This is a genomic window from Brevundimonas sp. (assembly GCF_036676055.1).
In the GTDB taxonomy this organism is placed as follows: Bacteria; Pseudomonadota; Alphaproteobacteria; order Caulobacterales; family Caulobacteraceae; genus Brevundimonas.
In genome coordinates, this window is sequence record NZ_JAKFDS010000044.1 from 1 (window position 1) to 23,336 (window position 23,336).

Below are 23,336 nucleotides of genomic sequence, written 5' to 3' on the forward strand. Positions count from 1 at the left end.
GGTGCTGAAGGCGCTGGAGATCCTGAAGGCGTCCAAGGTCCACATGGCCTTCCTGGTCGACGAGTTCGGCGCCTTCGAGGGCGTGGTGACGGCCACCGACCTGCTGGAGATGATCGCCGGCGACTTCGACGAGGGCCACGACGAGGAAGAGGCCTATATCCGCCAGCGCGAGGACGGCAGCTGGATGGTCGACGGCCAGGCGGACATCGAGGAACTGGCCGACGCGCTCGGCGAGGACTTCGGCGAGGCGGAAGGATTCCATACCGTGGCCGGTCTGGTGCTGCACCAGCTGTCGCGGGTGCCTGACGAGGGCGAGATGCTGCAGCTGGGCCGTTTCGAGGTCGAGGTCATCGACATGGACGATCGCCGCATCGACAAGCTGCTGTTCCGCCAGGTGGTCAAGCCCGAGGACGAGGCCAGCGCCGTGGCGGCGCACCACGACGATTGACCCTTCCGCCCTTGAAAACCCGCACGGCGTCGGGCATACGCCCCGGTCTGGCGATCACATGCGTCCTTCGGGGCGCGCTGTGATTGCATCCAGGAGTTTAGCTCAGCTGGTAGAGCACCGGTCTCCAAAACCGGGGGTCGTGGGTTCGAGTCCCCCAACTCCTGCCATTTCCCCTGTCGCCGCCGGATAGGGCTTCCTATCTGGGGGCGACAGGATCAATTCTTTGACGGATCAGTGATGGCCAAGGCCAAGACCCCCGGGCGCCGCCCCCAGACTGCTCAACCCGCGATCGCGGGCGCCGCCGTCGCGGCGGACGCTCCGAAGAAGCCGCGGGTCTCGATTCCGCAGTTCTTCAGCCAGGTGCGCGCCGAGGGCCGCAAGATCGTGTGGCCGAGCCGCAAGGAGACGTGGATCACCTCGGTGATGGTCTTCATCATGGTCGTGATCGCCTCGATCTTCTTCTTCGTCGTCGACACCGGCTTGGCCTTCGCCTCGCGCAACATCCTGGCTATCGGCCAGTAAGAGACCGCCCATGACCGACGCCGCTCCCGCCAAGCCCGCCAATCCGCGCCACAAGTGGTACATCGTCCACGCCTACTCGAATTTCGAGAAGAAGGTGGCGCAGCACCTGACGGACCAGGCGCGCCAGCAGGGGCTGGAGGACTGTTTCTCGGAAATCCTGGTGCCGACCGAGGACGTCGTCGAGATCCGCCGCGGCCGCAAGGTCAACTCGGAGCGCAAATTCTTCCCCGGCTATGTGCTGGTGAAGATGGAGATGACCGACGACGCCTATCACCTGGTCAAGAACACGCCGAAGGTGACGGGCTTCCTCGGCGCCGCCGGCGGCACCAAGCCGCTGCCGGTCTCGGAGCGTGAGGTCCAGAACATCATCGGGGCCGTGGAAGAGGGCGTCGAGCGTCCGAAGCCCACCATCCGCTTCGACATCGGCGAGACCGTCAAGGTCATCGACGGCCCGTTCGCCAGCTTCGATGGCCAGGTCGAGAGCGTCGACGAGGACAACGCCCGCCTGCGCGTGGCCGTGTCCATCTTCGGCCGCCCGACCCCGGTGGATCTGGAGTACAGCCAGGTCGAGAAGAGCGCGGCCTAGGCCTGCCTCCATCGGAACGTATCGCAGCGGCGGCCTTCCGGGCCGCCGTTTGCTTTTCGGCCCCGTATCCGCTACACGCGCGCCTCGCTCCGGATGGGGCGGTGCGGGTTCGCCCGCATAAATCCGTGGGAGGCAGCCATGCCGGACCACGGCTCACCGGTTCCGATTGAGTTCGGGACCACTGTAAGGAGAGACCAATGGCCAAGAAGATTCTCGGCTACATCAAGCTGCAGGTGCCGGCCGGCAACGCCACGCCGTCGCCCCCGATCGGCCCCGCTCTGGGCCAGCGCGGCGTCAACATCATGGGCTTCGTCAAGGAGTTCAACGCCCGCACCGAGAAGGAAGTCAAAGGCACGCCCCTGCCGACGGTGATCACCGTCTATCAGGACAAGAGCTTCACCTTCGTCACCAAGACCCCGCCCGCGACCCACTACATCAAGCAGGCCGCCGGGATCACCTCGGGCTCGAAGATGACCGGCCGCGAAGTGGCCGGCAAGATCACGCGCGGCCAGCTGCGCGAGATCGCCGAAAAGAAGATGAAGGATCTGAACGCCAACGACCTGGACGCGGCGACCAAGATCATCGAAGGCTCGGCTCGCGCCATGGGCCTCAACGTCGTGGAGGGCTAAGCACATGGCCAAGCAAACCAAGCGCTTCAAGGCCCGCACCGGCGACGTCACCGTCGACATGCCGTTCGCCGACGCCATCGCGGCGGTGAAGTCCAACGCCTCGGCCAAGTTCGACGAGTCGATCGAGATCGCCGTCAACCTGGGCGTCGACCCGCGTCACGCCGACCAGCAGGTCCGCGGCGTGGTCAACCTGCCCTCGGGCACGGGCCGTGACGTCCGCGTCGCCGTCTTCGCCAAGGACGCCAAGGCTGATGAAGCCCGCGCGGCCGGAGCCGAGCACGTCGGCGCCGAGGATCTGTACGAGAAGATCAACGGCGGCTTCATGGACTTCGACCGCGTCATCGCGTCTCCGGACATGATGGCCCTGGTCGGCCGTCTGGGTAAGGTGCTGGGCCCGCGCGGCCTGATGCCGAACCCGAAGGTCGGCACCGTGACCCCGAACGTCGCGCAAGCGGTCAAGGACGCCAAGGGCGGCGCCGTCGAGTTCCGCGTCGAGAAGGCGGGCATCGTCCACGCCGGCATCGGCAAGGCCTCGTTCGACCAGGCCGCGCTGGAAGCCAACGTCAAGGCGTTCGTCGACGCCCTGACCCGGGCCAAGCCGGCGGGCGCCAAGGGCACCTACGTCAAGAAGATCAGCCTGTCGTCCACCATGGGCCCGGGCTTCAAGATCGACCCGGCGTCGCTGAACGCCTGATCGTCTGACCAGAGCTGAACGGGACGGCGGCGGAGAGCGATCTCCGCCGCCGTTTTCGTTTGCCCGCCGGCGGTGTGAGGCAAATACTCCGTATGCAGACGGGTTGACGCGCCCCGCCCAACGCGGGACTGACCGATACGGGCTGCGGGAGATTCGCTGATGATACGCTGGTTCCGGGCGCTGCTGTCCGGAGGACGTCGGACGGCCGGCCGGGGTCTTCATCACCGGCCTGTCGATGCGGGGGACGGAACGGCCGCGCCGGAGCCGACGCCCGGGGAGGCTCCCCCCGCCGGGCGGGCCGAGCGACGCCAGGTCGCCGCCCTGCCGTGGCGGCGCGGACCGGACGGCGTCGAGATACTGCTCGTCACCTCGCGCGAGACGCGGCGCTGGGTGACCCCCAAGGGCGGCCGCATGGCCGGCAAGACCGACGCCGAGGCCGCGGCGCAGGAGGCGCTGGAGGAGGCCGGGGTCGAGGGCGTGGTCGGCGAACGGCCGCTGGGCAGTTTCCGCTATCTGAAGGTGCTGAAGCGGCGGGCGGCGCGCTGGTGCGCGGTCGACCTGTACGGGCTGGAGGTGACAGTCGAGCACGCGGACTGGCAGGAGCGGGCCGAACGCGAGCGTGTCTGGCTGCCGCGCGAGGAGGCGGCGCGCCGGGTGGACGAGCCGGACCTGCAGGCCCTGATCGCCGCTTTCCGGCCCTGAGCCGGGTTGTCATCGGACACGCCTTCGCGGAATATGCGCGAAAGGGGGATGCGATGCGCTTAATGATTGTATGTTTGACGGCGGTGCTGGCGGGGGCGACCCTGACCGCGACGCCGGTGCGGGCGAGCGAGGCGCCCCAGGCGGCGTCGGAGCCTTCGGCCCGGCAACTGGCGCTGACGCGGCGGTATATCGACCTGACCATGACGGAGCAGTTCGACGACGCCATTCGCCAGATGATCGCCGACCAGGCGTCCCTCGACCCCGACACACGAAATCTTCCGGCGGAGGACCAGCGGTTCCTCGTCGATCTGACCGGCGAGCTGACCACCGACATGGTCCCGCGGATGATCGACGCGATGATCCCGGTCTACGCCCGGGCCTTCACGGAGACCGAGCTCGAGGCCCTGATTGAGTTCTATGACACGGAACTCGGGCGTACGATTCTCGAGAAGACGATGGTGGCCATGCCGGAAGCCAACCGGGCCGCCATGACCGTGCTGCCGCAGATGATGGACAAGATGGCCGCCCGCATCTGCCAGCACTACGGATGCGAAGCCAATGAACTCGAGGAGCTCCAGCGGCGCATGCGCGGCGAGGTTCTGGTCGCGCCTGCGCCCAAATAGGGCCGATCAGGCCCTGTTGGCCTCGGCCATGAAACAGCCGCGGCGCGCCGTGTGCAGGTGGACCGTCGCGACAGCGGGATCCGCCAGCCAGACCTCCAGCCGCCCGGCGAGATCGCAGCCCTCGACCACATCGGCGTCGGTCATCATCCCGTCGGCGTCATAGGCCCGGGCCGACAGCAGGCGGCGGCCCAGCATGTCCGGAACCTCCCCGGGGGCGGGCGCGGCCTCGACGGCCGCCTCGCGCACGAAGATCGGGCCTTCGCTGCGGTAGGGGCTGGCGGGAGCGTCGAGGTGGCGATGGTTCAGCAGGATCAACCGCTCGCCCGGCGTCGCATCGGCGAGGCTGACCCGGCAGGGGGCGGCGTGCGGGGCGTCGGCCACAATCCGCCGCGCGCCGAGCGCCAGAAGGGCGGCGTCGTCCAGATCGAACAGGGGCCGGAACGGCGCCAGGGGCAGGCCGTGGATGCGAAAGCTCATTGGGGGTCTCCTTCGCGGCCGGTGTCGCAAACGTCGCTCCGGAGGTCTGGCGGTTTTCGGCCGTTGCGCCGAAGCGCGCGCGTCCCCACAACGGAGGGCATGAACGCGCCCTTCCAGACCCCCGCCGATTCCGCCGAAGCCCCGCTGTGGGACCTGACCGACCTCTACGCCTCGCGCCAGGACCCCCGGATCGAGGCCGACCTCGTCCGGGCCCGCGCCCTTGTGGACGAGCTCAACGCCCTCGAGGGGCGGCTGCTGGAGGCGAGATCGGACGCCGCCGTGTTGGGCGAGCGGCTGGATCGGGCGGTGACCCTGTATGAACAGGCCTCCGACCTGCTGGGCGGCCTCGGCGCCTACGCCTTCCTCGCCGCCTCGACCGACCGCAACGACGCGGGGGCGCAGGGCTTCGAGGCCACCGTCCGCGAGAAGATCACCGCCATCGCCACCCCGACGGTCTGGGTCACGCTGGAGATCAACCAGCTGGAGGAGGCTGAGATCGAGGCCGCCCTGACCGCGGCGCCCGCCGTCGCCCGCTGGCGGCCGTGGCTGCGCCGGGTGCGGGCGATGAAGCCGCACGAGCTGTCGCAGGAGCTGGAGACCTTCCTGGCCGAGCGGGGGCCGATCAGCGCCCAGTGGCCGCGCCTGTTCGACGAGACGCTGGCGGCGATGAAGGTGAAGGCCGGCAAGGACGAACTGACCCTGGCCGAGGCGCTGAACCGGCTTTCGGACCCGAAGGCGGCGCGGCGCAAGGCGGCGGCCGAGGGGCTGAACGAGGCGCTGGGCGCGCGGGTGAAGACCATGGCGCTGGTGCTCAACACCGTGGCCGCCGACAAGGCGCTGGAAGACAAATGGCGCGGCTTCAAACGCCCCGCCGACGGCCGGCATCTGGCCAATGAGGTGGACGGCGACGCGGTCGACGCCATGGCCGAGGCGGTCGGGGCCGCCTATCCGCGCCTGTCGCACCGTTATTACGCCCTCAAGGCCCGCGCCATGGGCAAGGTGAAGCTGGACCAGTGGGACCGCAACGCCCCGATCGAGACCACCGCGCCGCGCGGCTACGACTGGGCGCAGGGGCGTGAACTGGTGCTGGAGAGCTTCTCGGATCTCGGAGCGGAGTTCGCCGACCGGGCGAGAGGCTTCTTCGACAAGCCGTGGATCGACGGCCGGGCGCGGCCGGGGAAACAGTCGGGGGCCTATGCCCATCCGGTGACCTCGGACCGCCATCCCTATGTGTTCCTGAACTGGATGGGCGAGCGGCGCGACGTGCTGACCCTGGCGCACGAGCTCGGCCATGGGGTGCACCAGACGCTCGCGGCCGGGCAGGGCAGCCTGCTGGCGGATACGCCCCTGACCCTGGCCGAGACGGCGTCGATCTTCGCCGAGGGGCTGACCTTCGACCGGCTGCTGACCACGGCGCCCAAGGCCGAGCAGCGCGGCCTGCTGGCGGGGCGGATTGAGGACGGGCTGAACACCGTGGTGCGCCAGATCGCCTTCCACCGGTTCGAAACGCGCTTCCACGACGAGCGGGCGAAGGGGGAACTGCCGGTCGAGCGGATCGGCGAGATCTGGCTGGAGGAGATGGGCGGGTCGCTGGGCCCGGCGGTGACGCTGAACCCCGGTTATGAGCACTGGTGGAGCTATGTCAGCCACTTCGTCCACTCGCCCTTCTACGTCTACGCCTACGCCTTCGGCGACCTGCTGGTGGCGGCGCTGATGGAGACGCGGGCGAAGGACCCTGAGGGGTTCACGCCGCTGTATCGCGCGCTGCTCGCCGGCGGCGGGTCGAAGGGCTATGTCGAGGCGCTGGCGCCGTTCGGGCTGAACCCGCGCGACCCGGCCTTCTGGACCATAGGCACGAAGCGGCTGGAGGGGCTGATCGACCGGTTCGAGGCGCTGGTCTGAGTTGACGCACCGGCGCCCCCGGGCGAGCGTCCGCCCCATGCGCAACCTGATCCTCGCCGCCGCCATCGCCTTCGCCCTTCCGGCGGTGGCGCAGAGTCCTGCCGAACCGACGCCGACGACCCGCGCCATGGCGGCCGGATACAAGGCTCTGATGGTCTGTGGCGCGCTGAAGAACGCCGAGGCGGCGGGCGCGTCGCGCACGGTCGAAAGCGTCGAGGCCAACGAGCTGGTCGGAATCTATCCCGAACTGGATGCCCTGGTCCGGAACATGCCGGTCGAGGTTGAAGGATCCCGCGTCTCGGTCGCCTGGGACGACGCCGTGCCGCCGCGGACGGCGGTCTATCGTCCTGGACAGGGCTGCAGCATCCTGCCTGTGGGCTGGACAGGCGAGCCCGGCGGGGAGGGGGCGCCGCTGCGGCCAGCGGATATCCCCTTCTTCGAGGAGGCGGGATCAGCGGACGTGCTCGCCGGCCTCGACGGGCCCCTGACGAACGCGGTCGAACTCGCGTTTGGGGGCGGATACGGGGAGCATTCATCAACGACGGCGATCGTCGTCCTTCAGGACGGCAGGCTGGTGGGCGAATGGTATGCGCAGGGCTTCGGTCCGGACACGCCCCAGCGGACCTGGTCGGTGGCCAAGTCACTGGCAGGCACAATCATCGGCGCCGCCGTCCAGCGGGGCGAGGTCGATGTGAACGCGCCGGCGGCGATCGCCGACTGGAGCCGGGAAGGCGATCCGCGCGCGGCCATCACGCTCGACAACCTGATGCGCATGGCCTCGGGCCTGACCAGCGATACGGCGGGCAATCGCACCGACGCCCTCTATTTCGGCGGGGTCGGGGTGGACGAGCAGGCGACGACGTGGCCGCTGATCGCGGCGCCGGCTTCCCGGTTCCGCTATGCCAACAACGACATCCTGCTGGCCATCCTCGCCATCGCGCCGACCTTCGAGGAGCATCCGCCCGCGGACCTGTTCCGCACCCTGGGCATGTACGACACATGGGCCGAGACCGACTGGCGCGGCAACTATGTGCTGTCCAGCCAGGTGTGGTCGACGGCGCGCGATCTGGCGCGGTTCGGCCAGCTGTACGTCGGTGACGGGGTGGTGGACGGGGTCCGCATCCTGCCCGAGGGGTGGCGCGACTATGTCTCGCGGCCGTCCGGGCCGCAGCCGAACGGCGAGCAGGGCTATGGCGCGACCTTCTGGCTGTTCGACAAGTCGGAGGGCGTTCCGACCGATGCGATCTCGGCCAACGGGAACCGTGGCCAGTACGTCGTCATCGTGCCCAGCCGGAGAATCGTCATCGTCCGTCGCGGCGAGGATCCGGCGGGCGGGCGGTTCGACCACATCGCCTTCACCCGCGACGTGCTGGCGGCGCTGGACCAGGCCGGCGATGCGAATTGTCGCCGCCCGCTTGAGCGCGCGGCGGGCCCCGCTATAAGAGCGGCCAACGCCTTACCAGATTCCGGACCCGATCATGGCCGACCCGCACTCCGCCTCCGACGCGCACGACAACTATGTTCGCGGCTCGCAGCACATTGAGGAACAGGCGTCGACCTTCGACCTGTTCATCAACCTGGCCAAGTGGGGCTCGTTGCTGACGGCGGCGACGCTGGCCTTCCTGGTGCTGTGGTTCCAGCCGGGCGGCAGCTTCATCGGCGGCGCGATCACCGCGGTGGTGGTGCTGGTCGCCGGTTTCTTCTTCCTCAAGTCCGGCAAGAAGACCCACTAGCGTCCTTCGCTTTTGACGGGTCGTCCTGGATAAGCCTAACGTTCCTCCGTCGTGAGAAGACGGAGGGATTCGCTTGGCTGTCGCCATCGCCGTGACCCGCGAACGCCGTGACGGCGAGACGCGCTGCGCCGTCACTCCGGAAACGGTGAAGAAGCTGATCGCCCTCGGCGCGACCGTGACGGTCGAGGCCGGGACGGGGACCGGCTCGTCCATTCCCGATGCGGACTACGCCGCCGCCGGCGCGACCGTGGCCAAGGACATCAAGGCGGTGCTGTCGGGCGCCGACATCCTGCTGAAGGTGCGCGGGCCGACGGCGCAGGAGACCAGCGCCCTGAAGCCCGGAGCGGTGGTCGTGGCCCTGCTGGATGCGTATCGCGACAAGGAGACGGTGACGGCGCTGGCGGGCCAGGGCGTGACCGCCTTCGCCATGGAGTTCGTGCCGCGCATCTCGCGGGCCCAGGTCATGGACGCCCTGTCGTCCCAGGCCAATCTGGCCGGCTATCGCGCGGTGATCGAGGCGGCGTACGCCTTCGGCAAGGGCTTTCCGATGATGATGACGGCGGCGGGCACGGTCGCCCCGGCCAAGGTCTTCGTCATGGGGGCGGGCGTGGCCGGGCTGCAGGCCATCGCCACGGCGCGGCGGCTGGGGGCCGTGGTCACGGCCACCGACGTGCGGCCGGCCTCGAAGGAGCAGGTCGAGAGCCTCGGGGCCAAATTCGTCGCCGTCGAGGACGAGGAGTTCAAGGCGGCCGAGACCGCCGCCGGCTACGCCAAGCCGATGTCGGCCGAGTATCAGGCCAAGCAGGCCGAGCTGACCGCCAGCCATATCGTCAAGCAGGACATCGTCATCACCACCGCCCTGATCCCCGGCCGCCCGGCGCCGCGACTGGTCACGGCGGCGCATGTGGCCTCGATGAAGCCGGGCAGCGTGCTGGTCGACCTCGCCATCGATAACGGCGGCAATGTCGAGGGGGCGAAGGCGGGCGAGGTGGTCACCACGACCAGCGGCGTGCAGATCGTCGGCTGGACCAATATGGCGGGCCGCATCCCGGCCGACGCCTCGGCGCTGTATGCGCGCAACCTCGCCGCCTTCGTGGGGCTGATGGTTGTGGACGGAGCGCTGGCGGTCGATCTGGAGGACGAAATCCTGAAGGCGGCCGCGGTGACCCACGGCGGGGCCGTGGTGCATGAGGGGGGGAGGGGATGATGGTCCTCTTGGTCGCCGGCGCCCTGTTCGGCACATTCGTTTTGAGTCGGATCCTGTTCTGGCTCACCAAACGGTGGCACGGGGGTTACACCCGGATTGTCGTTGTTCATGGCGTCCTGATCGCAATCTGCCTGGCGAGGCTTGTTGTCGAGTTGGAGTTCGAGGGTGGCTCCTCTCAAAGACCACTCCTGTATGCGTCGGCACAGGCCCTCTGGCTGATCGTCGATCTCTTCGCCCATCGTGGTCGCCTGGAACCTAAACGCGGAGCCGCCTGATGGAACACGTCCCCGTCGACCCCACCATCTTCCGCCTCGCCATCTTCGTGCTGGCGATCTTCGTCGGCTACTATGTCGTCTGGAGCGTGACGCCGGCGCTGCACACGCCGCTGATGGCGGTGACCAACGCCATTTCGTCGGTGATCGTGGTCGGCGGGCTGATCGCGGCCGCTGCGGCGAGCGGCGACGACGGCTGGATCGCCAAGGGCGCGGGCGTCGCCGCCGTGACCCTGGCCAGCGTCAACATCTTCGGCGGCTTCATGGTCACCCGGCGCATGCTGGCGATGTACCGCAAGAAGGAACGACCCAAGTGATTCCCGCGCCCGATCTGTATTTCCTCGTCGCCTTTCCGGTCGTCCTGATCCTGGTGATCGGCTTCCTGATCTTCGGCGGGCGGCTGGAGGGCGAGAAGCGGCAGTCGGCCGAGCGCGTCATCGCGGCGATCATCTATCCGGTCATTAGCCTGTTCTGGCTGTGGAAGGCGTATGATTACGGGGTGAAGGAGCAGTGGTTCCTCGCCGTAGCCATGCTGGGCGTGGGTCTGATCTTCGTCATGAACGGCATCCGCTCCGTGCATCAGGGCCGTCTGGCCCCGAGGAAGCGGCCCCGGTGAGCTTCGACATCCAGACCTTCGCGATCGGCGCATCCTGGGTCGCCACGGCGATCGGGACGGGTCTGGCCCTGTGGAGCTGGTTCGGCGCCAAAGACGCCATTCGCAAACTGCGTTTTCTCGACAGCGGGGTGGTGCTGCTGTTCTCGTCGGTGCTGCTGCGCATCGTGGCGCAGCTGAAGCCGATGAGCATCTGGGACTGGGCTATGGTCTTCGTCGGCCCGCTGTTCATCGCCGCGGCCCTGTGGCGGCTGGCGCGGACGGCCTGTCCGCCGGCGGGGAAGTGACGATGAGGGGGAATTGACCGCATGAACGCATCGATCGCGGCCCTGGCCTATCTGGTCTCCGGCGTCCTGTTCATCCTCAGCCTTCGGGGACTGTCGAGCCCGGAGACGAGCCGGCGCGGCAATACGCTGGGCATGGTCGGCATGGCCCTGGCCGTGGCGGTGACGCTGGCCACGCTGTGGTCGACGGGAACGCTGGATCCGCTGACCCTGGCCCTGATCGGCGGCGGGGTGGTGGTCGGGGGCGGGGCCGGGGCCCTGATCGCGGCCCGGGTGCAGATGACCCAGATGCCGCAGCTGGTGGCGGCCTTCCACTCGCTGGTCGGCATGGCGGCCTGTCTGGTGGCGGTGGGGGCGGTCTATGCGCCCGACAGCTTCGGCATCGCCACGGCGGCCGGCGGCATCAAGACCCTGTCGATCATCGAGCTGAGCCTCGGCGTGGCCATCGGGGCGGTGACCTTCACCGGCTCGGTGATCGCCTTCGCCAAGCTGAACGGAAACATGAGCGGGGCGCCGATCCTGCTGCCGGCGCGGCACCTGATCAACATCGCCCTGGCGCTGGGGCTGGTGCTGCTGATCGGGGTGATGATCGGTTCGGGCGGGACGGCGACCTGGGCCTTCTGGGGCGTGTTCCTGATCGCCCTGATCCTGGGCGCGACCCTGATCATTCCCATCGGCGGGGCGGACATGCCGGTGGTGGTGTCGATGCTCAACTCCTACTCGGGCTGGGCCGCGGCGGCGTTGGGCTTCACTCTCGAGAACATCGCCCTGATCATCACAGGGGCGCTGGTCGGCAGCTCGGGCGCCATCCTCAGCTACATCATGTGCAAGGGCATGAATCGCAGCTTCATCAGCGTCATTCTCGGCGGCTTCGGCGGCGAGACGGCCGCTGCCGGCGCCGGCGCGGTCGAGACCCGGCCGGTCAAACAGGGCTCGGCCGAGGACGCGGCCTTCATCATGAAGAACGCCTCGAAGGTGATCATCGTCCCGGGCTACGGCATGGCCGTTGCCCAGGCCCAGCATGCGCTGCGCGAGATGGCCGACAAGCTGAAGGAAGAAGGGGTCGAGGTGAAATACGCCATCCACCCCGTCGCCGGCCGCATGCCGGGCCACATGAACGTGCTGCTGGCCGAGGCCAATGTGCCCTATGACGAGGTGTTCGAGCTGGAGGACATCAACAGCGAGTTCTCGAGCTGCGACGTGGCCTTCGTCATCGGGGCCAACGACGTCACCAACCCCGCCGCCAAGACGGACCCGCAGAGCCCGATCTACGGCATGCCGGTGCTGGACGTGGAGAAGGCGGGCACGGTGCTGTTCATCAAGCGCGGCATGGGCAGCGGCTATGCCGGCGTCGAGAACGAGCTGTTCTTCCGCGACAACACCATGATGCTGTTCGCCGACGCCAAGAAGATGGTCGAGGGAATCGTGAAGGCGCTGTGAGGCCATGGCTTCTGAACTGAAGACCCAACCCACCGACGTCCCGCCGGCCGATTTCATCGCCTCGGTCGAACACGCCGGCCGCCGCGAGGATTCCGCGAAGCTCTGCGCCCTGCTGGAGGAAGTCTCTGGCGAGAAACCCGTGATGTGGGGGCCGTCGATCGTCGGCTTCGGCCGCTACACCTACGTCAACACCACCAACAAGCCCGCCGACTGGCCGATCATCGGCTTCTCGCCGCGCAAGGCCAACATGACCCTCTACATCATGCCGGGCTTCACCGAGCGCCCCGACCTGATGGAGGGGCTCGGCAAGTACAAGACCAGCGTCTCCTGCCTCTACTTCAACCGGCTTTCGGACCTCGACGACGAAAAGCTGCGGCGTCTCTGCCGATGGTCCGTCGAGGCCATGCGCGAACGCTATCCCGCGGGCTGATCAGCCCTTGCCGTAGGCGTCGAAGAACGGCTTCAGCTGCGTCTCATACCGCTTCCACGCCTCCTTCGACGAGGCGTACATCGGCTTGCGGACCTGGGCGAAGCTGGCGGTGGTGACGGCGCGTTCGGTCTTGTGGAAGTCGCGGACGCCGTCCTCCCATTCCAGACCGGCGTGCTCAATGATGCGCCGCATCCAGGTCTCCGGATCGTCCACCAGCGCCTCGTAGGGCACGGTCAGCAGGCTGTCGCCCAGCACGGCCGACCAGTGGGCGTGCAGCCGGTCCTCGCCCTTGAAATAGGCGGCGATGTCGGTCAGCGAACGGGTCCAGTCGACGCCCCTGGCGAAGCGGGTGCGGTAGCACGACCAGGCGATGCCGGCGGGGTCGCGGCGCAGCCAGATCAGTTTCGCCTTCGGCAGCACCTGATGGATCAGGCCGAGGTAGCGGGTCTGGTTCAGGGTCTTGTCGACCACGCGGCCGGTCTTGCCGAAACGCTCGTCGACGAGATGCAGATAGGCGCGGGCGATGCGGTCGGGCAGGGTCGCGGCGTCAGGGCGGTCGAAGGAGGCGCGGACCTCATCCGGGGTGTAGCCCTTGATGGCCATGGCGGCGGGGCGGAACAGATTGGCCTCGGCGCCGTCGACGACCTGCGAATGGCTGACGAGGATCTGCTCGACCAGGGTCGTGCCCGAGCGCGGCAGGCCCAGAACGAAGATCGGTCGGTCGCTGTCGACCGTGCTCTTCGGCAGGCTGTCCATGAAGGCGCGGTCGTAGCCTTTGACCACGGCCTCGACGAAGGCGTCGGCCTGGGCGGCGTTGAAGGTGCTGTCGATCTTCTGCAGCCGCGCCGCCTCGTCGAAACAGGCGAAGGCGCGATCGCTCTGGCCGGCGTCGTCGAGCGCCTTGCCGAGGGCGTAGAGCATGACGATGCGGCTCTGACGGTTGGCGTCGGTCGTGCCGATCCGCTCCAGCATCGCTTCCATCTGCGCGATGTCAGGATCGTCAGGCGTGAATTTCTTGATGTCGGCCAGCACATGCCAGGCGTTTTCGGCCCCCAGACGCACGCTCGGCAGGGCGATGATCCGGCGCAGGTTGGCGACGGCGGCGTCGTGATCGCCCAGCTGGACCTGGCAGGTGGCGAGGAAATGCAGGGCGGCGGGGTCGTTGGGCCGCTCGCGGGCGAGGGCGGCGCCTTCGCGCAGGGCGTCCTGGGTGCGGCCGCTCTGGATCAGCAGCTGGGCATAGGCCAGTCGCGCCTCGGCGGTCGGCGTCGAGGCGATGTGTTTGCGCGCCGCCGCCAGCGCCAGGGTGATCTCTCCGAGGGTGGCGGCCAGTCGCGACACCGAGGCCCAGCGGGCGCCGAGCGGCGGGTTCGCCTGCAGCGCCCGGGCCAGCAGCAGGGCGGCGTCATCGCGCTCACGGGCCTGGAACGCGGCCAGGGCGCCGTTGACCAGCTGGGCTCCGTCCACCGTCTGCGTCGTCATGCTCGTTCATCCTCCCGGGGCAGGAGGAGGGCTAGCGGTCCCGGCGCGCCGCCGCAAGCCGGCGGACAGGGATCAGGCGGCCATACGGAAATCTTCGGCCGGGTCGAAGGCCGGACGGGCCTCGTCCCACAGCGCGTCCTCGTCGGCGTAACGGGCGGACAGGCGGGCGTCGATGACGTCGATGACCTGCTCCTCCAGCCGGTCCCAGATGACTGCGAGGTCGCCGCAGCCGTCGGCCTCGCAGGGAACGATCAGGTAGCGGCTGGCGGCGACGGCGGAAGCGGGGGCGAAAGTGCGGGCCATGGGAGGAACTCCTGAAGCGGTGTTTCTGTCGATGGTTCGACTATGGGACAGCGTTGCGTCAAAATCGGACGTATGCTCTTCTCCGCCGCATGAGACACGACAAGGCGGCCCTGGTGATCGACCTGGCGCGGCGCATGGCCGCCAGCGCCGAGGGCGTGACGATCGGCGAGATCGAGCGCGATCTGGGCGTGGGGCGACGCACGGCGGAACGGCTGCGCGACGCCGTGATCAGCCTGTTCCCGCAGACCGAGGAGGTGTCGGACCCGCCGAACAAGCGCTGGCGCATCCGCGGCGGCCTGTCGGCCTTCGAGCAGGCCCCGACCACGGCCGAGCTGATCGAACTGACCAAGGCGGCGCAAGCGCTGCGGGCCAGCGGCGAACCCGGGCGGGCGGCGGCGCTGGAGGGGCTGGAGCGCAAGCTGAAGTCGGCCATGCGCTCGACCACCCTGAACCGGCTGGCGCCCGATCTGGAGGCGCTGGTGCGGGCCGAGACCATCGCCGTGCAGGCCGGGCCGCGTCCCTCGGCGGATGAGGCGGTGCTGGCCGAGATCCGGCAGGCGATTCTGGCCGGCCGGCCGCTGGGCTTTATCTACAGCCGCCCGGGCGCCGAGGCGCGCAGCCGCAGCGTGGCCCCGTGCGGGGTGATGTTCGGCCGCGCCAACTATCTGGTGGCCGCCGACCGCGAGAGCGGCCGCATCCAGACCTTCCGCCTCGATCGGATGAGCGCCGTGCGGGGCGAGGAGGGGGTGGCCTCTGCGCCGGCGGACTTCGACCTGCAGGCCTTCGCCAGCCAGTCATTCGGCATCTATCAGGACGAGATCGAGGATGTGGTGCTGAAAGTGTCGCCCAAGGGCGCAGACGAGGCGCGCGCCTGGCGCTGGCACCCGACCCAGAGCGTCGAGGCCCAGGCGGACGGCGGCGTGGTGGTGCGGTTCAGGGCCTCAGGCATGCGCGAACTGGCCTGGCATCTGTTCACCTGGGGGGAGCAGGTCCAGATCGTGAACCCGCCGCGACTCAAGGCGGTGATGGCGGGAGAGCTGGCGGCCGCACGACGCGCCCTCGATCGGGCCCAAGCCTGACGAAAGCTTAAGCTGACCCGGCCGGGGTCTCCGCGCTATGGGCGCGGGGCAAAGGGGGACCCTGAATGTTCAGATCAGCCATGGCCGCGCTGGCGGTATCGATGCTCACAGCCGGCGCTTGCGCCGCCGCCAGTCCTCCCGCGGCCGTCGAGGTCGCGGACTCGCGGCCCGCGGTGACCGTCACCCGGGATGGAGAGTCCTGGACCGCCGACTATCGGCTCGACCGCGATGCGCCGGTGTGGGCCTTCTTCAGCTCCTCCCTGATCAGCGAGTCGCGGCGGCCGTGGCGGCTGGAGCAGTGGCGGGTCGTGACCCCCGGGGTCGTGCTGGAGCGGATCGGCAATCGCGACGTGCTGCGCGCCGCCGGCGGCGGGCCGGTCCCCCGCGAGGTCCGGATCGCCTTCACGCCCCGGACAGAGAACCTCGAAGCCGATTACAGCACCCTGGTCTTCACCGACGGATCGGTGGCGCTGCCCAGCGGCCAGTTCGACCTGTTCCCATTGGCGTCGCCGGCCGACGTCGCCGAGGTTCCGGCCGATCTCAACGGCTATCCGATGGAGGCCGGGCCGGCGCTGGTGACCTGGCGCGATCAGAACGGACCTGTGCTGTTCCGCGGCTCCCGCGTGGCCGAGGTGACCGAGGCCGAGGCGAACACCTATGTGCTGTTCGGCCAGGCCGACATCGTCGAGAGCGAGCGACTGACCACGGTGGCGGATCCGCAGCTGCCCGGCTGGATCGGCGACGCCATCGAGACCTTCGCCCCGCGTGTGTCCGACCTCTACGCCGAACGGCTCGGCGCGGGCCAGACGGCGCGGCCGACGATCATGATGAGCTGGACCGGGCCGACGCCGGGGCGCACCTCGATGGGCGGCAGCGTCATGCCGGGGCTGATCGTCATGGCCTTCGAGGGCGAGGGCGTGGTGCAGCCGACCGCCCGCGTCCTGTCCATGTCGCGTTGGTTCATCGGCCACGAGAGCGCGCATTTCTGGCTGGGCCAGGTGGTTAGTTACGAACGCGTCCGCGACGCCTGGATCACCGAGGGCGGGGCCGACATGATGGCGATCCGGGCGACGCAGTCGATCGATCCCGACTGGGACGCCCGGGCCGAGCTGCAGAAGGAGGTCGACGACTGCATCGCGCGGGCCGATGAGCCGGTCGCCGAGGCCGCCGAACGCGGAGAACACCGGGCCAACTACGCCTGTGGGGCGGTGTTCGCCCTCGTCGCCGAGGGGGCGCAGCGGCGCGCCACCGGCGGGGACTGGTTCGACTTCCTCAAGCCGCTGATCGACGCCAGCCGGGAGGACGCGGTGCTGACGCGGGACGAGTGGCTGACAGCGCTGGACGAGGTGTCGGGCGATCCGTCGCTGCGGCGGGACATGGAGATGTTGCTGGATCAGGGCTCGCCGCAGGCGGCCGAGGTGGTCGCGGGACTGCTGGAGCGGGCAGGGGTGGCGATGCGGCTGGAGGCCGGGCGGGTGGTGCTGGATCAGACGCCGGCGCCGGGGGCGGGTTCCTGACGAAGAGATCTCCAGGGTCGCTCGAACTCGTGACGGAGCAGATCATGTCCCGCGCGGCCCTGGTCGCAGCGTGGGCCTGCTTCGCAGCATCCTTCTGAAACGTCGCTCTCCTTCGACTACAGCGCCGGATCGAAGAATCGCTGCTGCCTGATCCTGCTGTGGAGACCCCATGATCATCCGCATTCTCGCCCTGTGCGCCGGGCTTGTCATGGCGGTCGCCGCCGGGGCCCCGGCTTCGGCCCAGAACATGACCGCCGCCGACATGGCACGCTACCGCGCCCAGCCCAATGTGGTGCGACCCGGGCTGGGCGATGACCCTGGCCTGCCCACCGGGACGCCGCTTCAGCTCCCTGCGGGGGTCTCGCTGGCGGCGCCGATTCGCGGAGTTGATGACGGGGTGGACTGCGGGTCTGACTCGTACGGTTCCGGCTTCAACGTCACGGTCTGCCTGTCCCTGTGCAACACGACCTCCCGACCGGTCATCGTTACGCTGCCTCGGGGACTGGTGGTGGTCGCAAAGGCGGCGGGGCCGTACCAGAATGGACTGTTGGTCGAGACCGTCGTCGTGGAGGCGCCTCCGACCCCCTGCGGTCCGGGCGGGATTCCGATTGATCGTGACGGGGCGGACGTCGAACGGGAGGATGCGCCGCTGTCGAAGGCTGGCTTCCCGGTGCAGCTCAACCTCTACTGCCTGAACGAAAGCGGCCAACCTTCGGAAGCCGGAATCCGCTACGCGCTTGGTCCCGTGAGCGACGATCCGGCGATCCGCGACCTGCTGGCTCGCATCGGCGACCGTCCTGTGGACCTGGAGGGCTCTGACGTCGTGCAGACTGCCCTCTATTCGATCACGGAGGGACGCGGGTTGACCTGGGACGACGAGCAGAAACTCAGGTCGCTCTGAAGCGCGCGCCTTGGGGCCAAGGTGGGGCGGCGCCACAGCCTGCAACCCGGACTCATCCCCCCGCGAACGGATAGGGACTGACCGACTTCGCCCAGTCGTCGACGACCAGCGGACGGTCCACCGGCGGAGCCGCCCGCTCGGCGCAGGGATGGCGGTGGCACAGTCGGCAGGCGGGGCCGATGGGGGTGACCTCGGGCGCGGTCAGGTCGAGGCCGCGGGCGTAGACCAGCCGGTGGGCGTGTTTCAGCTCACAGCCGAGGCCGATGGCGAGGTCGTGGCCCTCGGTGAAGGCGTCGTGGCCCTGACGATCGACGGTGCGGGCGAGGGTGAACCAGCGTTGGCCGTCGGGCGTCTCGATGACCTGGGTGACGACGCGGCCGGGCGTGCGGAAGGCGCTGTGCAGCCGCCAACGCGGACAGGCGCCGCCGAAGCGCGAAAAGGGAAAGGACCCCGAGGCGAAGCGTTTGGAGATGTTGCCGGCCTGGTCGACCCGCATCAGGAAGAAGGGCACGCCCCGCGCCGTCGGCCGTGAGAGGGTGGTCAGGCGATGCGCGGCCTGTTCAAATGACACGCCGAAGCGGGCTTGAAGCCGGGCGAGATCGTAGCCCGTTGTCTCGGCCGTCTGCTGGAAGGCGCCGTAGGGCATCAGGATCGACGCTGCGAGGGTGTTGGTCAGGGAGACCTTGAGCAGCCGTCGGGTCGGTTCGTCGGGGGCCGAGGCCGCGTCGGCGAGGGCGGTCAGTTCGTCATCGTGCTCGGACAGGGCCAGCTGGAAGGCGACGGCGAAGGCGCGGGACGACGGGCCGAGGGTCTCGGACAGCAGCAGCCGCTTGCGGTGCGGGTCGTAGCGGCGGGTCCATTCAACCATGACCTCGGCCGGCAGGGTGCGCACCGGGAGGCCGTGGCGGGCCAGCAGCCGGGCGCGGGCGCGGGTCTCGAACGACTCGCCCGGCGCTTCCGCCTCGAGGGCGGCGGCGAGGGTTTCGCCGAGGGCGTCCAGTTCGGGAAAGTGATTGCGGCGACCCTGGACGTATTCCCGGACCCAGTCGGCGGGGCTGGCCTCGCCCGCGCCGCCGGTGACGTCGGCCTCGGCCCGGTCGCGGGCGCGGCGGTCGGCAAAGGTGCGGTAGAGGCGCAGCAGGGCGTCGGCGACGGCCGGTTGGTCCTCGGCCAGCTGGACGATCTCGTGTCGCGGCACCGGCAGGCCCTGGAACAGCGGGTCAGCGAAGGCCTCGGCCAGTTCCGCCTCGGTCGCGGGGCCGCCGGATTGGCCGAAGGTACGCAGGTCGACGTCATAGGTGTCGGCCAGACGCAGCAGCAGCTGCGCCGACACCGGCCGCTGGTTCCGCTCTATGTGGTTGAGATAGCTGGGGGACACGCCGAGATCGGCGGCCATGGCCGTCTGCGTCAGGGCGAGATCGCGCCGCAGCCGCTTGAGGCGGCCTCCGAGGAACAGCTTGCGGTCGGCGGTCGCGTCCATGGCCGCAGAATGTCATGAAATGACTTAACAGCAAGTGTCATAATGTGACCAAACGACACAGGATGTAGGGCTGAGGCTGTGTCGTTCGTGACTTTCCCGTGTTTCCCTCTGCATCACCCGCCGCCAGCCGGCCGCGATCGCGCAGAGACCCGACCATGACCACCTTCGCCGACCTCGTCCCCTCGCCCAAAGGCCGGTTCGACGGCATCGAGCGCCCCTATACGCCGGAGGACGTCCTGCGCCTGCGCGGCTCCCTGCCGATCACCCACACCCTGGCCGAGCGCGGCGCCAACCGCCTGTGGCAGCTGCTGCACGACGAGCCCTTCATCAATGCTCTGGGCGCCGTCACAGGCAATCAGGCCATGCAGATGGTCCGGGCGGGGCTGAAGGCCATCTATCTGTCAGGCTGGCAGGTCGCCGCCGACGCCAACACCGCCGGGGCCATGTACCCGGATCAGTCGCTGTATCCGGCCAACGCCGCGCCCGAGCTGTGCCGCCGCATCAACCGCACCCTGCAGCGCGCCGACCAGATCGAGCATGCCGAGGGCGGCGCCAAGCGCGACTGGTTCGCCCCCATCGTCGCCGACGCCGAGGCCGGCTTCGGCGGACCGCTGAACAGCTTCGAGATCATGAAGGCCTTCATCGAGGCGGGCGCGGCGGGCGTTCACTTCGAGGACCAGCTGGCCTCGGAAAAGAAGTGCGGCCACCTTGGCGGCAAGGTGCTGATCCCGACCCAGGCGCATGAGCGCAACCTGATCGCCGCGCGTCTCGCCGCCGACGTCATGGGCACGCCGACCCTGACCGTGGCCCGAACCGACGCCGAGAGCGCCCAGCTGATCACCTCGGACGTCGACGAGCGCGACCGGCCCTTCATCGACCGCGACAACCGCACGCCCGAGGGCTTCTTCCGGCTGAAGGAGGGCACGGGTCTGGATCACTGCATCGCCCGCGGTCTGTCGTATGCGAAATACGCCGACGTGCTGTGGTGGGAGACTTCACACCCCGATCTGGACGACGCCCGCCGCTTCGCCGAGGCCGTGCACAAGGCGCATCCCGGCAAGCTGATGGCCTACAACTGCTCGCCATCGTTCAACTGGAAGGCCAGGCTGGACGACGCCACCATCGCCAGATTCCAGCGCGAGCTGGGGGCCATGGGCTACAAATTCCAGTTCGTGACGCTGGCGGGCTTTCACGCCCTCAACAACTCGATGTTCGAGCTGGCCGACGGCTACCGCGACCGGGGCATGGCGGCCTATTCGGAGCTGCAGCAGCGCGAGTTCGCCAACGAGGCCGCCGGCTATACGGCGACCCGCCACCAGCGCGAGGTCGGCACCGGCTATTTCGATCAGGTCGCCACCGTCATCTCTAACGGCCAGTCGTCGACCACGGCGATGAAGGAATCCACCGAAACCGCCCAGTTCGTGGCGGCCGAATAAGCAGGAGACCAGTCATGGAACCCATGTCCCGACCGCAGGCGATCATCGACTTCTGCCTTGCGCCCCTGAACCTCGACACCACGTCCGAGGCCGAGCGGGAAGTGCGTCGACGGCTCGAGCACGTCATCAAGACCTTTCAGGCCCGCGCGGCGCGACCGGTCGCCGTCGACTTCTCGTCGATGCCTTCGCAGGTGATCAACGAGGCCGCGCACGGCTACGAATAGGGATCTCGTCAGGCCGCCAGGGATTTGTCCATCGACCGGGGCAGGGACACCACGAGGTTCAGCAGGTCGGCGGCGTCGAAGGGCTTGGGCAGGTGCAAATCGGCCCCCGCAGCCTCCGCGGCGGCGATATGCTCAGGCAGGGCGTTGGCGGTCAGCATGACCAGCGGCGTGCGTTCCAGGCCCATGGCCGCTTCATGCAGGCGAATCTCCCGCGTGGCCGTGAGCCCGTCCATGACCGGCATCTGCATATCCATCAGGATCAGGTCGTAGTCCCCGTCGCGGATGGCCTGCACGGCCTGGGCGCCGTCCTCGACGGAGGTCAGGGCGACGTCGGCCTGGGCGAGGATCATCTCGACCACCCGGCGGTTTACGGGGTGATCGTCGGCCATCAGGACGCGGACCGTCCCTCGATGGTGGGCCTCGGTCTCCACGAGGTCGGGAGCGACCGCGCCCGGCGCTTCAGCCGCGCGATGCGGCACCGTCAGGATGAAGGCCGAGCCGCCGCCGGGCTCGCTTTCGCAGTCGAGATCGCCTCCCATCATCTCAGCCAGTTGGCGCGAGATGGCGAGGCCGAGCCCCGAGCCGCCGAATTTGCGGGTGATGGCGCCGTCGGCCTGTTCGAAGCGGCTGAACAGGCGCTCGCGCGTCCGGGCGTCGAAGCCGATGCCGGTATCCTCGACCGAAAAGCGCAGGGTCGGGACCCCGTCCCGGTCGGGGCCAGCGGCCGCGGTCAGGCTGACGAAGCCTTCGCTGGTGAACTTCACCGCATTGGAGACCAGATTGGTCAGGATCTGCTTGAGGCGGACCAGGTCGCCGGCGATCCAGCCGTCGGCTTCGGGGGCGATCTCGACGAAGAACTGGAGGCCCTTCTCGCGCGCGGACGCCTCGTAGAGCTGGGCCGCCTCGCGGACCGCCCGTCCGAGGTCGAAAGCCTCTTCGGACAGCTCCAGCCGGCCGGATTCCACCCGGGCCAGATCGAGAATGTCGCTCAACAGAACCTGCAGGGTGCGGCCCGACGACTGGATCAGGTCAAGCATCTCCGCCTGCTTGATCGACAGATCGGTGCCGGCCAGGGCCTGGGCCACGCCGATGACGCCGTTCAGGGGCGTGCGGATTTCATGGCTCATATTGGCCAGGAACTGGCTCTTGGCGGCGTTGGCCGCCTGGGCGGCGTCGCGGGCCTCGGCCAGGGCCCGGGCGTCGTTCTTCAGATCGGTGATGTCGGTGCAGACGGTGACGATGCCCCCGGCCGCGGTGCGGCGGTCGGCCACGCGCAGCCAGCGATCGCCGGCGATGCGCTGTTCCATCATGGCCGACAGGGCGCTGCGCGACGCCATGCGTTCGGCGATCCAGGTGTCTTCCCGGCCCTTGGCCTCGGCATACAGGCCCTCGTTGAGACCGATCTGGATGATCTCGCGGAAAGTCATCCCGATCTGGAGGTTGGAGGACAGCTCCGGGTTCACCTCGTCGTAGCGATTGTTCCACAGGACCAGGCGGTCCTCAGCGTCGAAGAAAGCCAGGCCGTCCGGCATGGCGTCGATGGCTTCCCGGATCTGGTTCAGGGCGCTGGAGCGCGAGAAATAGCCCATCCAGGCCACGACTCCGGCGATGGCCACCAGCCCCGTGACCATGACCCCCAGCACCGCCAGCATGGCCGAGCCGGAGAAGGTCGGACCGAACGCGGCCGGAGCGCCGGACAGGGCCGCGACCGGCGTGATCGTCATGGCGCTCATCGCCGTGAAATGGACCACGATGACCGATAGGGCACCCAGGATGCAGGTGGCTGCGAAGCGGGCCGCGCCGCCGCCATAGACGACAGCGCTCGTCAGCAAGGCCAAGACCACCCCGGCGACGACGGCCGCTCCGGCGAGGGCGGGATCCCAGCCGATGATGCGCCCCGGTAGCTCCAGCGCGGCGATGCCGACGAAATGCATGGCGGTGACGCCGGACACGCCGACCACGCCGCCGAGCCCGCGACGGAAGCGGTCGGCGCCTCTCATCACAATGGCCGAGCCGAGGGCCACGCCGCCGACCCCGAGCACCAGGGACAGGAGCGTCAGAACGAGGCCGTAACGAACCTCGCCGCCGGCGTCATAGCCCTGCATGGCCAGGAAGTGGGTCGAGAAGACCGATACGCCGCCGACTACGGCGCCTAGAAAGGCGACTTCGCTGCGGCGCTCGCGCTGAAGGGAGCGAGCCGTGACGAGCAGTCGGAAGGCGGTGACCACGCCGAAGGCGCACAGGATCCCGGCTGCGAGCGTCCAGCGCCAGTCATGCTCGATCGTCAGGCAGTACAGGATCCGGTCCACGGTCCCCCCTCTTGGCCGAAGATCATCCGGCAAAGGGGTGAAG

27 protein-coding genes and 1 tRNA gene are annotated in these 23,336 nt (G+C 68.9%); 23 read left to right on the forward strand and 5 right to left on the reverse strand.

Going from position 1 to position 23,336, the window contains the following annotated elements:
• The 8 genes from V6M45_RS07145 to V6M45_RS07180 form a co-directional block, all read left to right on the forward strand.
• Positions 1–448, forward strand: a 448-nt coding sequence (locus V6M45_RS07145) for a transporter associated domain-containing protein (RefSeq protein ID WP_332655021.1), incomplete at its 5' end; no start/stop codon positions are given.
• A gap of 91 nt (positions 449–539) precedes the next feature.
• Positions 540–615 (forward strand) — tRNA-Trp (locus tag V6M45_RS07150).
• A 70-nt stretch (positions 616–685) separates the two neighbouring features.
• Positions 686–970 (forward strand): preprotein translocase subunit SecE, encoded by a 285-nt coding sequence (gene secE / locus V6M45_RS07155; RefSeq protein WP_332655023.1) that lies wholly within the window; start codon positions 686–688, stop codon positions 968–970.
• Between the two features lie 10 nt (positions 971–980).
• Entirely contained in the window at positions 981–1,556 is a 576-nt protein-coding gene (gene nusG, locus V6M45_RS07160; protein ID WP_332655026.1) for a transcription termination/antitermination protein NusG, read from the forward strand.
• Positions 1,557–1,753: 197 nt separating this feature from the next.
• Positions 1,754–2,185: a 50S ribosomal protein L11 gene (rplK, locus tag V6M45_RS07165; protein WP_324777633.1), complete on the forward strand. Its 432-nt coding sequence runs from the start codon at positions 1,754–1,756 to the stop codon at positions 2,183–2,185.
• A 4-nt stretch (positions 2,186–2,189) separates the two neighbouring features.
• Positions 2,190–2,879, forward strand: coding sequence for a 50S ribosomal protein L1 (gene rplA, locus V6M45_RS07170; RefSeq protein WP_332655030.1), 690 nt, complete (start codon positions 2,190–2,192; stop codon positions 2,877–2,879).
• Positions 2,880–3,038: 159 nt separating this feature from the next.
• Positions 3,039–3,581: an NUDIX hydrolase gene (locus V6M45_RS07175; protein WP_332655032.1), complete on the forward strand. Its 543-nt coding sequence runs from the start codon at positions 3,039–3,041 to the stop codon at positions 3,579–3,581.
• Between the two features lie 62 nt (positions 3,582–3,643).
• Positions 3,644–4,204: a DUF2059 domain-containing protein gene (locus V6M45_RS07180; RefSeq protein WP_332655034.1), complete on the forward strand. Its 561-nt coding sequence runs from the start codon at positions 3,644–3,646 to the stop codon at positions 4,202–4,204.
• Positions 4,205–4,210: 6 nt separating this feature from the next.
• On the opposite strand, the gene V6M45_RS07185 is transcribed toward V6M45_RS07180, so the two are convergent.
• The gene (locus V6M45_RS07185; RefSeq protein ID WP_332655036.1) at positions 4,211–4,681 is read right to left on the reverse strand and encodes a DUF1203 domain-containing protein; all 471 of its coding nucleotides are present in this window, start codon (positions 4,679–4,681) and stop codon (positions 4,211–4,213) included.
• 99 nt (positions 4,682–4,780) lie between these two features.
• On the opposite strand from V6M45_RS07185, the gene V6M45_RS07190 reads away from it, so the two are divergent.
• From V6M45_RS07190 to V6M45_RS07235, 10 genes are all read left to right on the forward strand, one after another.
• Positions 4,781–6,583, forward strand: a complete 1,803-nt coding sequence (locus tag V6M45_RS07190; RefSeq protein WP_332655038.1) for a M3 family oligoendopeptidase — start codon at positions 4,781–4,783, stop codon at positions 6,581–6,583.
• Between the two features lie 37 nt (positions 6,584–6,620).
• Positions 6,621–8,126: a serine hydrolase domain-containing protein gene (locus tag V6M45_RS07195; RefSeq protein WP_332655039.1), complete on the forward strand. Its 1,506-nt coding sequence runs from the start codon at positions 6,621–6,623 to the stop codon at positions 8,124–8,126.
• A complete protein-coding gene (locus V6M45_RS07200) occupies positions 8,062–8,316 on the forward strand; it encodes an aa3-type cytochrome c oxidase subunit IV (RefSeq protein ID WP_332655041.1) in 255 nt (84 codons plus the stop codon). The genes V6M45_RS07195 and V6M45_RS07200 overlap by 65 nt, the downstream gene beginning before the upstream one ends.
• A 73-nt stretch (positions 8,317–8,389) precedes the next feature.
• Positions 8,390–9,523, forward strand: a complete 1,134-nt coding sequence (locus V6M45_RS07205) for a Re/Si-specific NAD(P)(+) transhydrogenase subunit alpha (protein ID WP_332655043.1) — start codon at positions 8,390–8,392, stop codon at positions 9,521–9,523.
• Positions 9,523–9,798, forward strand: coding sequence for a hypothetical protein (locus V6M45_RS07210; RefSeq protein ID WP_332655045.1), 276 nt, complete (start codon positions 9,523–9,525; stop codon positions 9,796–9,798). The genes V6M45_RS07205 and V6M45_RS07210 overlap by 1 nt, the downstream gene beginning before the upstream one ends.
• The gene (locus V6M45_RS07215; RefSeq protein WP_332655047.1) at positions 9,798–10,112 is read left to right on the forward strand and encodes an NAD(P) transhydrogenase subunit alpha; all 315 of its coding nucleotides are present in this window, start codon (positions 9,798–9,800) and stop codon (positions 10,110–10,112) included. Before V6M45_RS07210 ends, V6M45_RS07215 begins: the two co-directional genes overlap by 1 nt.
• Positions 10,109–10,411 (forward strand): hypothetical protein, encoded by a 303-nt coding sequence (locus tag V6M45_RS07220; RefSeq protein ID WP_332655049.1) that lies wholly within the window; start codon positions 10,109–10,111, stop codon positions 10,409–10,411. The genes V6M45_RS07215 and V6M45_RS07220 overlap by 4 nt, the downstream gene beginning before the upstream one ends.
• Entirely contained in the window at positions 10,408–10,695 is a 288-nt protein-coding gene (locus V6M45_RS07225; RefSeq protein WP_332655051.1) for a hypothetical protein, read from the forward strand. The genes V6M45_RS07220 and V6M45_RS07225 overlap by 4 nt, the downstream gene beginning before the upstream one ends.
• A 21-nt stretch (positions 10,696–10,716) precedes the next feature.
• Entirely contained in the window at positions 10,717–12,132 is a 1,416-nt protein-coding gene (locus V6M45_RS07230; RefSeq protein WP_332655052.1) for an NAD(P)(+) transhydrogenase (Re/Si-specific) subunit beta, read from the forward strand.
• 4 nt (positions 12,133–12,136) lie between these two features.
• The gene (locus tag V6M45_RS07235; RefSeq protein WP_332655053.1) at positions 12,137–12,562 is read left to right on the forward strand and encodes a DUF1801 domain-containing protein; all 426 of its coding nucleotides are present in this window, start codon (positions 12,137–12,139) and stop codon (positions 12,560–12,562) included.
• Here V6M45_RS07235 and V6M45_RS07240 read toward each other — a convergent pair whose 3' ends face one another.
• Both V6M45_RS07240 and V6M45_RS07245 read right to left on the reverse strand, forming a co-directional pair.
• Complete coding sequence (locus V6M45_RS07240; protein ID WP_332655055.1) at positions 12,563–14,044, reverse strand: tetratricopeptide repeat-containing sulfotransferase family protein; 1,482 nt, start codon at positions 14,042–14,044, stop codon at positions 12,563–12,565.
• Positions 14,045–14,116: 72 nt separating this feature from the next.
• Positions 14,117–14,347 carry a hypothetical protein gene (locus V6M45_RS07245; protein WP_332655057.1) on the reverse strand — a complete coding sequence of 77 codons (231 nt, stop codon included), beginning with the start codon at positions 14,345–14,347 and terminating at the stop codon, positions 14,117–14,119.
• Between the two features lie 89 nt (positions 14,348–14,436).
• On the opposite strand from V6M45_RS07245, the gene V6M45_RS07250 reads away from it, so the two are divergent.
• The 3 genes from V6M45_RS07250 to V6M45_RS07260 all read left to right on the forward strand — a co-directional run bounded on the left by V6M45_RS07250 (position 14,437) and on the right by V6M45_RS07260 (position 17,844).
• Positions 14,437–15,426 carry a helix-turn-helix transcriptional regulator gene (locus V6M45_RS07250; RefSeq protein ID WP_332655059.1) on the forward strand — a complete coding sequence of 330 codons (990 nt, stop codon included), beginning with the start codon at positions 14,437–14,439 and terminating at the stop codon, positions 15,424–15,426.
• Positions 15,427–15,491: 65 nt separating this feature from the next.
• Positions 15,492–16,943: a M1 family aminopeptidase gene (locus tag V6M45_RS07255; RefSeq protein WP_332655061.1), complete on the forward strand. Its 1,452-nt coding sequence runs from the start codon at positions 15,492–15,494 to the stop codon at positions 16,941–16,943.
• 169 nt (positions 16,944–17,112) lie between these two features.
• Positions 17,113–17,844, forward strand: coding sequence for a hypothetical protein (locus V6M45_RS07260; RefSeq protein ID WP_332655063.1), 732 nt, complete (start codon positions 17,113–17,115; stop codon positions 17,842–17,844).
• A 52-nt stretch (positions 17,845–17,896) separates the two neighbouring features.
• On the opposite strand, the gene V6M45_RS07265 is transcribed toward V6M45_RS07260, so the two are convergent.
• Positions 17,897–19,324, reverse strand: a complete 1,428-nt coding sequence (locus V6M45_RS07265; RefSeq protein ID WP_332655065.1) for a helix-turn-helix domain-containing protein — start codon at positions 19,322–19,324, stop codon at positions 17,897–17,899.
• 155 nt (positions 19,325–19,479) lie between these two features.
• Between V6M45_RS07265 and aceA the strand changes: the two genes are divergently transcribed.
• Together aceA and V6M45_RS07275 are read left to right on the forward strand one after the other, a co-directional pair.
• A complete protein-coding gene (gene aceA, locus V6M45_RS07270) occupies positions 19,480–20,760 on the forward strand; it encodes an isocitrate lyase (RefSeq protein ID WP_332655067.1) in 1,281 nt (426 codons plus the stop codon).
• 14 nt (positions 20,761–20,774) lie between these two features.
• The gene (locus V6M45_RS07275; protein WP_332655069.1) at positions 20,775–20,984 is read left to right on the forward strand and encodes a hypothetical protein; all 210 of its coding nucleotides are present in this window, start codon (positions 20,775–20,777) and stop codon (positions 20,982–20,984) included.
• A gap of 8 nt (positions 20,985–20,992) precedes the next feature.
• On the opposite strand, the gene V6M45_RS07280 is transcribed toward V6M45_RS07275, so the two are convergent.
• Positions 20,993–23,293, reverse strand: coding sequence for an ATP-binding protein (locus V6M45_RS07280; RefSeq protein WP_332655071.1), 2,301 nt, complete (start codon positions 23,291–23,293; stop codon positions 20,993–20,995).
• Between the last annotated feature and the right edge of the window lie 43 nt (positions 23,294–23,336).